This window comes from Sinomonas halotolerans, assembly GCF_039615075.1.
GTDB lineage: Bacteria > Actinomycetota > Actinomycetes > Actinomycetales > Micrococcaceae > Sinomonas > Sinomonas halotolerans.
In genome coordinates this window covers 247,490-262,338 of sequence record NZ_JBDFRB010000003.1, presented here as the reverse complement: position 1 = coordinate 262,338, position 14,849 = coordinate 247,490, and the positions used below count along the sequence as shown (strand labels likewise).

The 14,849-nt window shown below is 71.7% G+C and carries 12 protein-coding genes and 2 riboswitches; of the genes, 11 read left to right on the top strand and 1 reads right to left on the bottom strand.

Annotated features, from left to right (window positions below; genetic code table 11):
• Nucleotides 1-14 precede the first annotated feature (14 nt).
• A riboswitch (SAM riboswitch) is annotated at nt 15-126 on the bottom strand.
• Nucleotides 127-292: 166 nt separating this feature from the next.
• Nucleotides 293-391: riboswitch (SAM riboswitch) on the top strand.
• A gap of 5 nt (nt 392-396) precedes the next feature.
• From ABCQ75_RS05345 to acs, 4 genes are all read left to right on the top strand, one after another.
• Nucleotides 397-1,248, top strand: coding sequence for an ABC transporter ATP-binding protein (locus ABCQ75_RS05345; RefSeq protein WP_345883624.1), 852 nt, complete (start codon nt 397-399; stop codon nt 1,246-1,248).
• Nucleotides 1,249-1,326: 78 nt separating this feature from the next.
• Nucleotides 1,327-2,349, top strand: a complete 1,023-nt coding sequence (locus ABCQ75_RS05340) for an aliphatic sulfonate ABC transporter substrate-binding protein (RefSeq protein ID WP_345883622.1) — start codon at nt 1,327-1,329, stop codon at nt 2,347-2,349.
• A complete protein-coding gene (locus ABCQ75_RS05335; RefSeq protein WP_345883621.1) occupies nt 2,346-3,200 on the top strand; it encodes an ABC transporter permease in 855 nt (284 codons plus the stop codon). The genes ABCQ75_RS05340 and ABCQ75_RS05335 overlap by 4 nt, the downstream gene beginning before the upstream one ends.
• The gene (gene acs, locus ABCQ75_RS05330) at nt 3,176-5,137 is read left to right on the top strand and encodes an acetate--CoA ligase (protein WP_427916044.1); all 1,962 of its coding nucleotides are present in this window, start codon (nt 3,176-3,178) and stop codon (nt 5,135-5,137) included. Before ABCQ75_RS05335 ends, acs begins: the two co-directional genes overlap by 25 nt.
• A gap of 184 nt (nt 5,138-5,321) precedes the next feature.
• Here the strand turns inward: acs and ABCQ75_RS05325 are convergent, their stop codons facing one another.
• Nucleotides 5,322-5,789: a hypothetical protein gene (locus ABCQ75_RS05325; RefSeq protein ID WP_345883617.1), complete on the bottom strand. Its 468-nt coding sequence runs from the start codon at nt 5,787-5,789 to the stop codon at nt 5,322-5,324.
• Between the two features lie 94 nt (nt 5,790-5,883).
• Here ABCQ75_RS05325 and ABCQ75_RS05320 point away from each other — a divergent pair, with 94 nt between their 5' ends.
• From ABCQ75_RS05320 to ABCQ75_RS05290, 7 genes are all read left to right on the top strand, one after another.
• Nucleotides 5,884-6,873 (top strand): helix-turn-helix domain-containing protein, encoded by a 990-nt coding sequence (locus tag ABCQ75_RS05320; RefSeq protein WP_345883615.1) that lies wholly within the window; start codon nt 5,884-5,886, stop codon nt 6,871-6,873.
• Nucleotides 6,874-6,996: 123 nt separating this feature from the next.
• Complete coding sequence (locus ABCQ75_RS05315; RefSeq protein WP_345883614.1) at nt 6,997-8,436, top strand: extracellular solute-binding protein; 1,440 nt, start codon at nt 6,997-6,999, stop codon at nt 8,434-8,436.
• 168 nt (nt 8,437-8,604) lie between these two features.
• Entirely contained in the window at nt 8,605-9,915 is a 1,311-nt protein-coding gene (locus ABCQ75_RS05310) for an ABC transporter substrate-binding protein (protein WP_345883612.1), read from the top strand.
• Between the two features lie 4 nt (nt 9,916-9,919).
• Nucleotides 9,920-10,927, top strand: coding sequence for a carbohydrate ABC transporter permease (locus ABCQ75_RS05305; RefSeq protein WP_345883610.1), 1,008 nt, complete (start codon nt 9,920-9,922; stop codon nt 10,925-10,927).
• Nucleotides 10,924-11,754, top strand: coding sequence for a carbohydrate ABC transporter permease (locus ABCQ75_RS05300; protein WP_345883608.1), 831 nt, complete (start codon nt 10,924-10,926; stop codon nt 11,752-11,754). Before ABCQ75_RS05305 ends, ABCQ75_RS05300 begins: the two co-directional genes overlap by 4 nt.
• Nucleotides 11,751-12,617 (top strand): carbon-nitrogen hydrolase family protein, encoded by an 867-nt coding sequence (locus tag ABCQ75_RS05295; protein WP_345883606.1) that lies wholly within the window; start codon nt 11,751-11,753, stop codon nt 12,615-12,617. Before ABCQ75_RS05300 ends, ABCQ75_RS05295 begins: the two co-directional genes overlap by 4 nt.
• Nucleotides 12,614-14,326 carry a glycoside hydrolase family 125 protein gene (locus tag ABCQ75_RS05290; protein ID WP_345883604.1) on the top strand — a complete coding sequence of 571 codons (1,713 nt, stop codon included), beginning with the start codon at nt 12,614-12,616 and terminating at the stop codon, nt 14,324-14,326. Before ABCQ75_RS05295 ends, ABCQ75_RS05290 begins: the two co-directional genes overlap by 4 nt.
• Nucleotides 14,327-14,849 lie beyond the last annotated feature (523 nt).

Below are 14,849 nucleotides of genomic sequence, written 5' to 3'. Positions count from 1 at the left end.
ACGCCCACGTGCGGGCGCCGTACTTGCCGCGGATGGCCACCGCGGCCGGATCCTCATCTGGGGCACCCCACTACGGGAGAGGGTTGCCGCCCGGCCAGCCAGAGCTTTGCGCCGGGACTCTTGATCCTGCACTCCAGAGTAGGAAACCCGGCAGGGAAGAGTCCACCGCGCCGAAGTGCGTCGCAACAATCGGCGAAACATTCCGCGAAGCGTTGCGGGAGTCGGGAGCGGATTGTTACGCACGCGCACGCATCGGTTTGGTCTGACCGCGGACCGTGGGCCACAGTGGGGTGAACCATCCCGAGCGGCCGAGAGATCTGGCTCAATGACGCCGCAGCAACCATGGCCCCTTTGCGCGGGCCACAGGTGCTTCAGCCAGGACCGATGGAGATGCACATGAGTTCTTCCGCTGTCGCGACCCTTTCCGCTCCGCGCGCCGGCACCACGCGCGCGGCGTCCCTCGAGTTCCGTGCGGTGGGCCAGGCCTTCGCCGCGCGCCGCGGCTCTCGCGCCGAAAAGGGCGCGCACGACGCCGTCACACGGGTCCTGCGGGACGTCCACCTCACGCTCGTCCCCGGCGAGATCGTCGCGCTCCTCGGCCCGAGCGGCTCGGGGAAATCGACCCTCCTTCGCATCGCCGCCGGCCTGGACACACCCGCCGAGGGCGAGCTGCTCGTGGACGGCACGCCGAGCACGGGAATCTCGGAGCGCTGCGCTGTGGGCTTCCAGGAGCCCCGTCTCGCCCCGTGGCTCAGCGTCCAGGAGAACGTGGCCCTCGGCCTTCCCCGCACCACGGACAGGCGCGAGGGGCAGGCCTCGGTCGAGAGGCTCCTCCACCTCGTGGGGCTCGACCACTGCGCCGGATACAGGCCGGCCGAGATCTCCGGCGGAATGGCGCAGCGGGCCTCTCTGGCGCGCGCCCTCGCCCGCAGGCCCGGCGTCCTGCTGCTCGACGAGCCGTTCGGCGCACTCGACGCACTCACCCGGATGAAGATGCAGGACCTCCTCCTGCGCGTCCACGAGGCCGAGCCGACCACGGTGCTCCTCGTGACACACGACGTGGACGAGGCCCTCCAACTCGCCGACCGTGTGGTGGTCCTCGGCTCCGACCACGGAATTCCCGGGGCGAGGGTCAAGCACGTCCTCGAGGTCCCGGGCGCCCGTCCGCGCGACCGCGACGATGCGGCCCTCGTCGGTCTGCGCCGCACCCTCCTGACGACGCTCGGCGTCGACACCCACCATCACTGACTCCCTGCCGGGCCACCGCCGCGAAGCGGGCGGACCCGCGCATTCCACCCCCACGAAACTCCGTAGAAGAGGTCATCCATGCCTGCCCTGAACCCGTCCTCCACCCGCCGCTCCGTCCTCGGCCTCGGCCTCGGCGCCCTCGCCCTCGGCCTGACCGCGTGCGCCGGCGAAGGCGCTGGCGGCGAGGCCGCCGCAACCGCCGCAGGTGGAAAGGACGGCGCCCTGAACATCGACTGGGCCACCTACAACCCGCTGAGCCTGGTCATCAAGGAGAAGGGCTGGCTCGAAGAGGCGCTCCCCGGAGTGACGGTCACCTGGGTCCAGTCCGCGGGCTCCAACAAGGCCAACGAGGCGCTCCGCTCCGGCGCGGTCGACGTCGGCTCGACCGCGGGCTCCGCCGCCCTCCTCGCCCGCGCCAACGGCTCCCCCATCAAGACGATCAGCCTCTACTCCCAGCCCGAGTGGTCCGCCCTCGTGGTCGCCAAGGGCTCCGCGGTCTCGTCGGTCGCGGACCTCAAGGGCAAGCAGATCGCCGCGACCAAGGGCACGGACCCGTACTTCTTCCTGCTCCAGGCCCTCGAGGCGAACGGGCTCGCGCAGTCTGACGTGACGGTGCAGAACCTCCAGCACGCGGACGGCCGCACGGCCCTCGAGAACGGCTCGGTGGACGCGTGGGCGGGCCTCGACCCGATCATGGCCGCCGCCGAGCAGAACGGCGCGAAGCTCCTCTTCCGCAACATCGACTTCAACACCTACGGCTTCCTCAACGCGACCGAGTCCTTCCTCGCCGAGCGCCCCGAGCAGGCCCAGGCCGTCGTGGACGTGTACGAGAAGGCCCGCGGATGGGCTGCGTCCAACCTCGAGGAGACCACCGAGATCCTCGCCAAGGCCGCCGGGATCGAGCCCGCGGTGGCCGCCAAGGTCCTCAAGGAGCGCACACGCCTCGCGATCGACCCAGTTCCGGGAGAGGCCCAGCGCAAGGTCCTCGAGAAGGTCGGGCCGATCTTCGTCGCCTCGGGCGACGTCTCCGGCCAGGACCGGATCGACGAGGCGCTCGCGTCCCTCTTCGAGCCGGGCCTCGTGTCCAAGGCAGTCAAGTGAGCGACGCTGAGGGAGTCCGCACCGAGGCGACGCACGACGACGGCGGGCGGGCAGCGGCGGCGGACCTCGCCGTCGCGCGCGCCGGGCGCCCCGACGCGAGGGCGGGCCTGAAGCGCGCGGCGATCGGCGCCGTCGTGCCCCTCGCCCTGCTTGCGCTGTGGCAGTGGACCACCGCGGCGGGCCTGTTCAGCGCGGTCCAGCTGCCCGCCCCCGGCGCGGTGGTCGCTGCCGGCGCCGAGCTCGTGGCACGCGGGGAGCTGTGGAGCCACGTCGGGATCTCTACCCAGCGGGTGCTGCTCGGGTTCGTGATCGGCGGGGCGCTGGGGCTCGCGCTCGGCTCGCTCGTGGGGCTGTCCGCATGGGCGGACCGGCTGCTCTCGCCGACCATCGGCGCGCTGCGCGCGGTGCCCTCGCTCGCGTGGGTGCCACTGCTCATCCTGTGGCTCAAGATCGGCGAGAACTCGAAGCTCACGCTCATCGCGATCGGCGCGTTCTTCCCCGTTTTCACCACGGTGTACCTCGCGCTGCGCCACGTGGACCGCAAGCTCGTGGAGGCCGGGCGCGCGTTCGGGCTCGCCGGGGTGAGGCTGCTGACCACGATCCAGCTGCCCGCGATCGTCCCCGCGATCTTCTCGGGCCTCCGGCTCGCACTCGCGCAGGCGTGGCTGTTCCTCGTCGCCGCAGAGCTCATCGCCTCCTCGATGGGGCTCGGATTCCTCCTGACGGACTCGCAGAACAACGGACGGACCGACAGGCTGCTGCTCGCGATCGTGCTGCTCGCGGTCATCGGCAAGATCACCGACGCCCTTCTGGGCGTCGCCGAGCGATGGGCGGTGCGCCGATGGGCGTGAGCACTCAGACCGACCCCGAGCGCATCGCATTCTGGGAGGACGCCGCGCGCCGGCTCGAATGGGCCCGGCCGTGGGACACGGCGCACACGTGGATCCCCGCGGACGCCACGGCCAACGAGCCGCCGGTGATCCGCTGGTTCGAGGGCGGGACGCTCAACGCGGCGGTGAACTGCGCGGACCGGCACGTCGCGGCCGGGCGCGGGGACAAGGTCGCGCTGCACTTCGAGGGCGAGCCCGGCGACCGGGTCACGGTGACGTACGCCGACCTGCAGCGCCGCGTGTCCCAGGCCGCGCACGCGCTCACGGCCCTCGGGGTCGGCAGGGGCGACCGCGTGGTCGTCTACCTGCCGGTGCTGGTGGAGACCGTGGTCATCACGCTCGCGTGCGCCCGGATCGGCGCGGTTCACTCGCTCGTGTTCGGCGGCTTCTCCGCCGAGGCCCTGCGGTTCCGTGTCGAGGACACGGGTGCCAAGCTGCTCGTGACGACAGACGGCCAGTACCGCCGCGGCAAGGCCGTGCCGGTGAAGGAGAACGCCGACGCCGCGGTGCGCGGCGGTGCGGAAGCCGGGGACAACGCCGTCGAGCACGTGCTGGTGATCAGGCGGACCGGAAGCGACATCGCGTGGACGCCGGGCCGCGACGTGTGGTGGCACGATCTCGTCGACGCGCAGCCCGAGGTGCACGAGGCCGAGGCGTTCGACGCCGAGACGCCGCTGTTCATCATGTACACCTCCGGGACCACGGGGAAGCCGAAGGGCCTCGTCCACACGACCGGCGGGTACCTCACGCAGGCGTCGTGGAGCCACGAGTTCCTCTTCTCGAACCCCGATCCCGCGCTGCGGGATGCGGACGTGCACTGGTGCACCGCGGACCTCGCCTGGGTCACGGCCCACACCTACGAGATCTACGGGCCGCTCTCCAACGGCGTCACCCAGGTCATCTTCGAGGGCACCCCGAACACGCCGCACCCGGGGCGGCACTTCGAGATCATCGAGCGCTATGGCGTCACGAGCTACTACACGGCGCCCACGCTCGTGCGTTCGCTCATGGGCTGGTTCCCCGACGGCGTGCCGGCGGAGTACGACTTCTCCTCGGTCCGCGTCTGCGGGACCGTCGGCGAGGCCGTGAACCCGGAGGCGTGGCGCTGGCTGCGGGAGAACGTGGGCCGCGGCGAGGTGCCGATGGTGGACACGTGGTGGCAGTCCGAGACCGGCGCATGCGTGCTCTCGCCGCGCCCGTCAGACCCCGCGTTCAAGCCCGGGTGTGCTACGAGGGCCCTGCCGGGGCTCGCCACCGCGATCGTGGACGACGCCGGCGCGCCGGTTGCGCCGGGCGTGCAGGGGAACATCGTGGTCACCGCGACAGGCCCGGCCATGGCGCGCACCGTATGGGGCAACCCGCAGCGCTACCTCGACTCGTACTGGCGCCAGTACGCCGAGCAGGGCTGGTTCCTCGCCGGCGACGGCGCGAAGTACGACGCCGACGGCGACACCTGGATCCTCGGCCGCACCGACGACGTCCTCAACGTCTCGGGCCACCGCATGTCCACGATCGAGATCGAGTCCGCCCTCGTCTCGCACCCGGCCGTCGTCGAGGCGGGCGTGTGCCCCGTGACGGATGCGGTGACGGGGCACGCGGTGGCGGCGTTCGTCGTCGTGAACCCGGTCGCCGTTGCGGCGCTCGCGGGAAACGGGGGGCTCGACGGCGGCGAGGCGGCTCTCGCGGACGCGCTCCGGGCGCACGTCGCGCAGGCGATCGGGCCGATCGCGAAGCCGCGCGACGTCGTCGTGGTGCCCGACGTGCCCAAGACGCGGTCGGGGAAGATCATGCGGCGCCTGCTCACCCAGCTGTTCGAGGGCACCCCGCTCGGGGACACGACGAGCCTGCAGAACGAGCCGTGCATCGCCGAGATCGAGAAGGTGCTCACAGCCCGATAGTCGGCACGGGACCCCACACCAGACGGGACGGGACCCCGCAACGTTGCCGGGTCCCCGCCCCACCGTTGCGGGGTCCCGTCCCCACCCTTGCGGGGTCCCGTCCCCACCCTTGCGGAGTCCCGTCCCCACCGTTGTGGGGTCACGTCCCCTCACACCCCATTGCGGGGTCATATCCCCCTCATTCTCAGGAAAAGGGGGTCGGGGTGACGCCGGCCCGGAGCATCGCGGCCGAATCCTCGTCTCGGCGCGCCTGGACGCGGCGATCGATCTCGGCGGCGGCCCGGACCTGCCGCACTGCCCATTCCCAGGCCCGACGCAGCCCACGCCGCAGAGCTGGGAAGTCGGGCACCCCGAGAAGGTCGCCGGAGACGTCCGGGACGATGGTCGGAGGGGCGACCGGGGGCACGGCCGCACCGAGCGGCACCCTGGCCGATGCCTCCGCTTCGGGCTCGCGAAGCGCACGGGGAGCGGACGACGGCGGGGCCGCGGCCGGCGTCGTGCGCCCACCGGCCGCCACGGGGCGGTCGTGCGGATCGCGCGCCGGACGGCGGACGGCGCGCCGTCCGGGGTGGAGGAGGCGCTCGTCCGGGAGGAGGCCAGGCGTCGTGTCGGCGGCGGGGGCGGCACTCTGGGTGCGGGTGTTCGTTGCCATGCCCACGAGTGTGCGCCGCAGACCGCGGGCCCGAAACGATTCGGCCCTCGCCGAATCCTCGCCCCCGCAGGGGGGTGTTCCCTACGCTGGATCCATGTTCATCACGCTCACCGGCGAGGACCTGGCGCGGGTCCGCTTCGAGGCCTCTCCCCTGTGGGAGACGGTGACGAGCCTGCGGGCGCTCCAGTCCGGCACGCCCCTGCACCGCCCGTGGATCACGGAGGCCCGCCGCCGGATCACGGCGAGCGAGGACCCGCTCGCGCGGGAGCACCTCCGGATCCTCACCACGCTCGTCCAGCCCCAGGGGTTCATCGCGGACTCGCTCACTCCGACCCCGGCCCGGCAGGATTCGTTCGCCGACGCGCTCGACGCCGTCGCCGCCGTTCCCGCCGAACTCTGGGAACGCGACTTCGCCTTCCTCGAGCGCCGCAGGCCCACCGGCCACGTCCTCGCGACGCTCGAGGAGCTGCAGGCCGACGTCGGCTCCGCCGTGCCCCGCATCGTCGCCGCACTGCGCTGGTACTGGACGACCGCCGTCGAGCCCTACTGGCCGCGCCTGCGCTCGGTGCTGCTCGCGGACATCGACTCGCGGCTCGAGGAGCTCGCGCACCACGGCATCCACGAGGTGTTCAAGACCCTGCATCCGAGCGTCCGCCCCACGGCGGAGGGGCTCGAGATCACGCGCGGCTGCGAGGCGACGGACCTGCCCGAGCCCGGGCGCGGGCTCATCCTCGTGCCCAACGCGTTCGTGTGGCCCAACACGCTCGTGCTCAACATCGCACCGTTCGTCCCGACGGTCACGTACGCGCCGCGCGGTGTTGGGCGGCTCTGGGAGGCGACGCGGGAGACGCGCGAATCGCCGATCTCGCGGCTGCTGGGGCGCACCCGGGCGCAGATCCTCGCCCAGCTGGACGTCCCGATGACGACGACGCAGCTCGCGTGCGCGCTCGACCTCGCCGCCGGGACGGTCAGCACGCACCTCAAGGTGCTCGCCGAGTCCGGCCTCGCGGAGCCGGTCCGGGCGGGGCGGGAGGTCTTCTACCAGCGCGGCCGCGTGGGCGAGGAACTCCTCGCGCGGGCCTGAGGTGGCCGGCACCCCTTCGCTGGCGAAGTAATGTTGCGGCATGTCCTCTCCACGGCTCTCCGATGACTCCAGGGGCCGTGCCCTGCCCGCAGAACCCGGTGCGCTGGAGAGCGGGGGCGCGGCATGAAGCTCGCAGAACTGGACCCGGCGTCGAGGACTCCCCTGTACGAGCAGCTCAAGGAGGCCCTCGTCGCGGCCATCCTCGAGGGCCGCTTCGGGACCGACGGCCAGCTGCCCACCGAGCATGACCTGTGCGAGCAGCTCGGGATCTCCCGCAATCCGGTCCACCGCGCCCTCGCGGAGCTGTTCGACGAGGGGGTGATCATCCGGCAGCGTCGCCGTGGCACCTTCGTCAACCCGGCCTGGATCACGCGCCAGCTGAGCGACGCCCGGGTCCGCGTGACCGTCCCGACCGAGGAATGGGCGAACGTGGTCCGCAGCATCAGCCCTGCGGAGATCATCCTCGACGTCCAGGTGGTGCCCTTCACCGAGCTGCACCGCCACGTGCTGGCCGCGGTCGCGGCCGGGGAGGCCCCGGACCTCGCTGTCCTCGATTCCGTCTGGGTGCCCCAGCTGGCCGCGCTCGATGCCCTGCACCCGGTCGATTCCCTCGATCCGGAGTGGGTCGAGACCACCTACCGCGCCGACGTCGCCCGCGCCTTCATCGAGGCGACGAGCCACGAGGGCCATATCGTCGCCGTCCAGGCCGAGGCGGACGTGGCCGGGCTCTGGTACGACCGCGAGAGCATGGCGAGGGTCGGGTTCGTGCACGCGCCGGCCACGCTGCGCGAGCTACGCCAGGCAGCGCGTGCGTGCCTCGACGCGTTCGGCCATCCGCCGATCGCGGTTCCCGCCGGGCCGGACGCGGCCGAGACGGCCACCTACGTCCTCCACGGCTGGCTGTGCGCGCACGGCGCCTCGGTGATCGAGCACGAGCAGGTGGTGCTCGCAGAGCCCCCCGCCGTCCGCGCAGTCCGCGCCCTCTCGTCCCTCGTGAAGGACGGCCTCATCGATGCCGCGAGCGCCGGCTGGGGCCGGACCGAGGCCCTCGAGTCCCTCGTCTCGGGGCTCAGCCAGATGGCCCTGGGCGGAAGCTACGACCTCGCCGCCCTCGCCCGCCTGACGGGGCTCTCCCCCGCGCAGGTCCTCGACCGCTTCGGCTTCGCACCCCTGCCCTCGGGCACCGAGGCCGGCTCGAAGGTGCTCGCCGGGGGCCTGGCGTACGCGGTCTTCCGGCAGGCACGCCAGCCCCATCTGGCGATGCGGATCGTCCGGCGCCTCATGGAGGCCACTGTGCAGCTGACCGTCGCGGACACCACCGGGCAGCTCCCGTCCCGGGTGAGTGTCGCCTCGGTGCTCGAGCGGGGCAGCGGCTTCCTCCACGACGTCGCCCGCCTTCTCCCGGAGGCCACGACCCGCCCGGCCGTGCCCGAGTACGAGCGCGTGAGCGTCCAGCTGCGGCACCTCCTCGCCGGCGTCGTCTCGGGCGGATCCGTGCCGCGCGAGGTGCGGCGGGCGGCCGAGGGCGTCGCCGCCGTCACGGGGCTCGAGCTCGCCTCCTAGCCTCCGCAGCTCCCCCGCGGGCCGAGCTGCCCCCTTATGCGCATCCCGGCACGCCCTCTGCCCCTCCCGTCCCGGCCCTGCCCCTGCGCGCTTGACACCGCGACGTGACTCGCGGCACTATTTGTCATGTCGAAGATGACAAATACTCTTTCTCCTCGGAGGCTTTTCATGGGCATCACATCCTCTCGCGGACGCCGGGCCACGGCCCTCGCCGCGCTTCTCTGCGTCGCTCCCTTCGCAGCGGCGTGTTCCGGCGGCCCCTCGGGCGGCGGAGCGTCCGAGTCCGCGGAGCCCTCGGGCGACATCCGAGTGGTGGCCAACTGGACCGGGGCCGAGGGCGAGGCCTTCCAGTCGGTCGTTGACGGCTTCGAGGCCAAGTACCCGGGCACGAACGTCAAGGTCGAGGTCGTCCCGTTCGACCAGACGCAGACCCAGCTCGCCCAGCAGTTCGCCGCCGGCAACGCGCCGGACGCTGCGGTGGCCCTCCCCAGCACCGTCCGCCAGTTCTCCCAGCAGGGCCTCCTCATGGACCTCGACGAGCAGTGGAACTCCTGGATCGAGGCCGGCGAGTACAACGACTCCCTCAAGGCCATCGCCACCGGTGCCGAGGGCAAGGCCAACGCGGTCTACTTCAAGGGCAACGTGAACGGCCTCATCTGGTCCACTGAGAAGACCGATGCGAAGCTCGGCGTGAAGGAGTCCCCGGCGTCGTGGGATGAGTTCACGGCCGTGCTCGACAAGGCGAACGCCTCCGGGAAGGCGTTCGCGGTCGGCGCCAAGGACGTCTGGGTCCCCACGCAGTGGGTGGACCCGGTCCTGCTCAACGTCGCGGGCCTCGAGAAGTTCCAGCAGCTTCAGCGGGGCGAGATCGGCTGGGATGACCCCAAGGTCGTCGAGGCGATGACCGTCCTCTCCGGGCTCATCGAGAAGTACTGGTCGGCGGACGCCCTGGACACGGGCTTCACCGACGAGGTCTGCGGCTGGGTCAGCGGCAAGCACGCCTTCGGCAACAACGGCGCGTTCGTGAGCAGCGTCGTCCCGTCCTGCGACAAGAGCCTCAAGGCGGGCAAGGACTACAGTTTCTTCCCCTTCCCGGCGTATGACGGCGTCGAGCCCGCCCAGGCGGTCAGCGGCGACCTGTTCATCGGCAACGCCCAGAGCAAGAACCCGGCAACGACCAAGGCGTTCCTCGCCTACCTCGGCTCGGTCGAGGGCCAGTCGGTCTGGGCCAAGAAGGGCGGCTTCATCGCCCCGAACATGAAGGTCCCGGCGGACGTGTACCCGAGCGAGAGCGACCGCGCGGCCGCTGCGCTGTGGCCCAAGGACGCCTCCGGCGCCGCCGGCTACGACCTCGACGACTGGATCGGCGGCGAGATCCAGGCGAAGTACCGCCAGGCCCTCGACAACCTGATCCGCACGCACGACGTCGAGAAGTTCACCCAGGCCATGGTCGCCGCCGACACGCGTTCGAAGGACTAGCACCATGATGACGAGCCGCGCCCGCACAGCGTCGGCCAAGCCGCGCGGGCGCGGCTCGGAATCCCGACTCGCTTACCTCTTCCTCATCCCCCTGCTGGCGGTCTTCACCGGGTTCTACCTCTGGCCCGCCCTCGCCACGTTCCTCTCGAGCTTCTTCACGTGGGGCATGCTGAACCCGTGGCGGGTCGAGCGTCCGGACCTGTGGGTCGGCGCGGGGCTGAAGAACTACACGGCCACCCTCGCGAGCGCGGACTTCTGGAATGCGGCGCTCAACTCCGTGGTGTGGCTGGTCGTCTTCCCGTTCCTGGTCGTGACGATCTCCCTCGCGCTCTCGCTGCTGATCTGGGAGGCCAAGAAGGGCACGGGCCTGTTCCGCAGCGCGATCATCCTCCCGATGACCATCTCGCTCGCGGCAGTCGGCGTCATCTGGGGCTTCATCTACAACCCGGACCCGGACAAGGGCCTGCTCAACGCGGGCCTCAGGCTCCTCGGGATCGGCAATGCGGACCTGACGATCGGCCCGCTCGAGCTGCACCTGGGCCGCTGGCTCTCCAATCCGGGCGTGCTCCACATCGGCGAGCTGGACGTCCGGCTCACCAACGTCATGATCATCATCCCGGCAGTCTGGGCGTTCGTCGGCTTCGGCGTCATCACGTTCACTGCCGGCCTCACCTCGGTCCCCGCGGAGCTCCTCGAGGCCTCGAAGGTGGACGGCGCGTCCCGCTGGCAGACCATCCGCCACGTGACGCTGCCGAGCCTGCGCCCCTCGATCGTCGTCGTCACCGTCATCTCGATCATCTTCGCGCTGCGCACGTTCGACATCGTGTTCGTGACCACCGGCGGCGGCCCTGCCCAGGACACCCAGGTCCTCGGCCTCCTCCTGTGGCAGCAGGCATTCCAGTTCCTCGACTCCCCCAAGGCCGGCCAGGCGGCAGCGATCGCCATCATCATGTCGGCCGTCCTCATCGCCGCCGCCATGCCCTTCCTCCGCAAGAACGGAAACCAGTCATGACGTCCCAGTGGCGGATCCTCGCCCTCTACGCAATCCTCACCGTTGCGAGCGTCGTGTGGATCGTCCCCGTCCTCGGGGCGGCCGCGATCGCGCTCCTTCCCCTCGACGAGAGCACCGGCGGCTGGTGGCGCGCCGACGCGACCACCACCACCCTGGACAACTTCCGCCGCGTCTGGGAGGGCGGCCTGTCCGGCTACGCCGTGAACAGCCTCGTCATCTCGATCCTCTCGGTCCTGATCACCCTCGCGGCGGGCACCCTCGCCGCCTACGCGTTCGCCCGGATGCGGTTCCGCTTCAAGGGGATCGTGCACCTGCTGCTGCTCACCACGATGATCGTGCCGGTCCAGATCATCCTGATCCCGCTCATCCCGTGGTTCCGCACGCTGGGCCTCAACGAGGGCAACTGGCAGTACCTGGGGATCGCGCTGGTCCACACGGCCTTCGGGGCCGGCTGGTCCATCTTCATGCTCAGCAGCTTCTTCGAGGCGATCCCGGACGAGCTCATCGAGAGCGCCCGGATGGACGGCGCGAGCCCCCTCAAGACCTTCACGGCGATCGCGCTCCCCCTCGCGGTCCCGGGCATCGTCTCCTTCGTCATCATCGACTTCGTCTTCGTCTGGAACGACCTCCTCATGGGACTGACCCTGCTGGACGCCGACCACCGTCCCATCACGGTGGGGCTGGCGAACCTCAATGCGCCGCAGCTGAACCAGGACGACCTCATCTCTGCCGGCTCGCTCCTCGCGATCCTGCCCCCGCTGCTCCTGTTCGCGCTCCTCAACCGCTACTACGTCCGCGGCCTGTTCGCTGGGGCGGTGAAGGGATGACCGCCGCGCCCGGACAGCAGAATCCCGAGCAGCAGGACCGCGAGCAGCAGGACCGCGAGCAGCAGAACAAGGTGCGCCTCGCCGTCGTCCAGCTCGTGGTGCCGGTGGGCGACCCGGAGGGCAACCGCCGTCGCCTGGCCGAGACGGTGGAGGAGCACCGGGACGCGGACCTCATCGTGTTCCCCGAGATGTTCGTCCCCGGCTACGATCTCGCGGTCGTGACCGAGCGCAGCGACGAGCTCGCCGAGGACGCGGAGACAGGCCCCACGGCGGTGCTCGTGCGGGAGCTCGCCGCGGCGCACGGCGTCACCATCGTGGTGGGCTTCCTCGAGCGGGCGGACGACGGCGGGCTGTGCAACTCGCTGCTCATCGCCGCACCGGGGGCGGGGCTCGCCGTCTACCGCAAGTCGCACCTCTTCCCGGCAGAGCTGCCGGTGTTCGAGCCGGGGCACGAGCTGCCCGTGGTCCACACGCCAGCCGGCGTCCTGGGCCCGCAGATCTGCTTCGAGCATGCGTTCCCCGCGATCGCCACCACCCAGGCCCTCGCCGGCGCCGAGGTCCTCGTGATCCCGTCCGCCGTGGGCGCGGACCACGAGCACCTCATCGAGGTGCGCACCCGCGCACGGGCGCAGGACAACCAGCTCTTCGCCATCGCCGCGAACTCCAACTCGCCGGGCTTCTGCGGGCATTCGATGGTCGTGGACCCCAAGGGCCGGGTCCTCGCCGCGGCGGGGCTCGAGGACACGGTGCTCCGCACCGTGCTGGACCTCTCGGAGATCCCGGCCGAGCGGCGCCGCGAGCCCTCGCTCGGCATGGGGAGGCCGCACCTCTACCTGTTCGGCCGCGAGGAGGAGACGCGATGACGCCCCGCAAGCCCCGCGATGTGGGGAACGGGCTGCTCGCCGCCTCCTTCACCGCGAAGGAGGTCCTCGCCGTCGTCCGCCCGCATCCGCACCTGGGGATGGTCGAGCTGACCGGAGCCCGGGAGTTCGCGGAGGGCACGGACCGCGGGGTCGAGGCGCGCGTGCGGGACTACCGCCGCCACCTCGCCGACGCGTCCTCGGCAGCGCTCGTGCTGGAGTCGGACGCCGAGGTGGAGCTCAAGGCGGACACCGCTGCCCCCAGCCCTGGCCTGACATGGACCGCCCGGTCCGAGGGCCCGCTCACGGTGCGCTTCCGCGGCCGTCTGCAGCGGCCGCCGTACGCGGAGATCACCGAGATCGCGCCGCCGGAGTTCCTCGCGCAGGACACGGTCCTCGAGGCGGACGGGCCGGTGCTCACCCTCCGCTCGGCGGGCCTCGGCGCCGTCGCGACCGTGCGCGCCTCCTCGCCCTCCGGCGCGGTCGCGTGGGTGCGGACGGGCGAGGGTGCCGAGTGCCGGGCCGAAGGTGCCGCGGCGCAGCTCTCGCTCACGGTGGAGTTCACGGTCGACGGCGGGGTCCCGGCCCCGCGGGGCCGAGCCCACCTCGTGGCCCCCTCCCCCGGGAGCCTCGCGGCGCGGACGCATGCAGCGGCCGTCCAGTACGCGCTGGGCTGCTGCGCCTTGGACGTCGCGGACGGCATGACATGCGTCGTGACCGACCACCGGCTCCTGCCCCTGTCATGGACGCGCGACGCATACTTCGTGGTCCTGCCCCTCCTGCTCCAGGGCGAGCCGGGCTCGGAGGAGGAGGACGTGCTGCGCCGCCACCTCAATTGGCTGTTCGGGCCCGCGCGCGCCGACGGGCCGTGGATGCGCAGCCACCTCACCGGCGGCCAGGTCAAGGACCCGGGGCTTCAGGCCGACCAGCAGCTCTACCCCGTGCTCGAGCTCGTGGACTTCCGGCGCCGGTTCGGGCACTGGCCCTCCCCGGACCTCGGCCACTGGCGGGCCGGGATCGAGGCCGCGTTCGCGGATCTCGTGGCCGACCCGGCCACGGGCCTCCTCGTGAGTGAGGAGACCCCGGCGGACGACCCCGCCGAGTACCCGCACAACTTCTCGACCCAGGTCCTCTACGCCGAGGTGCTCACGCGCCTGAGCACGGTCGCGGACGAGATGGGGCTCGACGGCGCGGAGCTCGCGCAGCGTGCCCAGCAGGTGCGCAAGCGGACCAAGGAGCTGTTCCTCGTGGACGGGCCGGCGGGCCCCGCCTACGCGTACGAGACCGACGGAACCGGGCAGTACCGGCTCTACGCGGATGCCAACGACCTCCCGGCCCCGCTCGCGGCCGCTTGGGGCTTCTGCGCGGCGGACGATCCTGCCTGGCGGTCCACGATGGAGACCGCCTTCAACCCCGACGGCCCCTTCACGGTGGCCGGCCGGCTCGGCGGGCTCGGGTCCGTGCACACCGCAGGGGTGTGGGCGCTCGGGCTCGTGCAGGAGCTCCTGTACGCGCGCACCATCGGGGACTCCAGCCGCCAGGAGCGGGTCCTCGCCACTCTCGGAGAGCTGGTGTCCGAGGACGGCATGCTCCCGGAGACCGCAGACCCGGAGACGGGCGCGTGGCTCTCACGGGACTGGTTCGGGTGGCCCGGGGCTGCGCTCGCCGCGGTCCTCGCCTCGGAGGACCTCCGCCCGCAGCCCGCCCGCTAGCCAGCGCGTGGCCACCTCCCACCGAACGCGTGGCCACTTTCCGCCCCACCCGTGGCCACTTTCCGCCCCACCCGTGGCCACCTTCCACGCAACCCGTGGCCACCTCCCGCCCCACCCGTGGCCACCTTCCACGCAACCCGTGGCCACCTCCCGCCCCACCCGTGGCCACCTTCCACGCAACCCGTGGCCACCTTCCACGCAACCCGTGGCCACTTCGGGCGGCGGAAGGACACGGGCGCGAGGTTGACAGTCATTCCCTTCAGCGCTCCTCGGGTCCGCACGCCATGGACGCATGCCTGAGACAGGCCGACCCGTCCGAAAGTGCAGAGTGCGATCCAGGTTGCGCTCGCGGGCGCCTCCGGTGGCGAGCGCGAGAGGTGGCCACGCGTGGATCCAAATATGGCCACGCGTTCGGCGAGAGGTGGCCACGCGTGGATCAAGACATGGCCACGCGATGGGTGAGAGGTGGCCACGCCTGGCTGCGAGCGCCGGCGACCCGCCGCCGTCGCCGAAGCCAGACCGC

What these genes read in the sequence shown, in the direction of transcription:
- ABCQ75_RS05315 (WP_345883614.1), top strand. Translation starts at nt 6,997, where the DNA reads ATGAAGCTCGCAGAACTGGACCCGGCGTCGAGGACTCCCCTGTACGAG.
- ABCQ75_RS05320 (WP_345883615.1), top strand. Translation starts at nt 5,884, where the DNA reads ATGTTCATCACGCTCACCGGCGAGGACCTGGCGCGGGTCCGCTTCGAG.
- ABCQ75_RS05305 (WP_345883610.1), top strand. Translation starts at nt 9,920, where the DNA reads ATGATGACGAGCCGCGCCCGCACAGCGTCGGCCAAGCCGCGCGGGCGC.
- ABCQ75_RS05290 (WP_345883604.1), top strand. Translation starts at nt 12,614, where the DNA reads ATGACGCCCCGCAAGCCCCGCGATGTGGGGAACGGGCTGCTCGCCGCC.
- ABCQ75_RS05295 (WP_345883606.1), top strand. Translation starts at nt 11,751, where the DNA reads ATGACCGCCGCGCCCGGACAGCAGAATCCCGAGCAGCAGGACCGCGAG.
- ABCQ75_RS05345 (WP_345883624.1), top strand. Translation starts at nt 397, where the DNA reads ATGAGTTCTTCCGCTGTCGCGACCCTTTCCGCTCCGCGCGCCGGCACC.
- ABCQ75_RS05310 (WP_345883612.1), top strand. Translation starts at nt 8,605, where the DNA reads ATGGGCATCACATCCTCTCGCGGACGCCGGGCCACGGCCCTCGCCGCG.
- acs (WP_427916044.1), top strand. Translation starts at nt 3,176, where the DNA reads ATGGGCGGTGCGCCGATGGGCGTGAGCACTCAGACCGACCCCGAGCGC.
- ABCQ75_RS05325 (WP_345883617.1), bottom strand. Translation starts at nt 5,789, where the DNA reads ATGGCAACGAACACCCGCACCCAGAGTGCCGCCCCCGCCGCCGACACG.
- ABCQ75_RS05300 (WP_345883608.1), top strand. Translation starts at nt 10,924, where the DNA reads ATGACGTCCCAGTGGCGGATCCTCGCCCTCTACGCAATCCTCACCGTT.
- ABCQ75_RS05340 (WP_345883622.1), top strand. Translation starts at nt 1,327, where the DNA reads ATGCCTGCCCTGAACCCGTCCTCCACCCGCCGCTCCGTCCTCGGCCTC.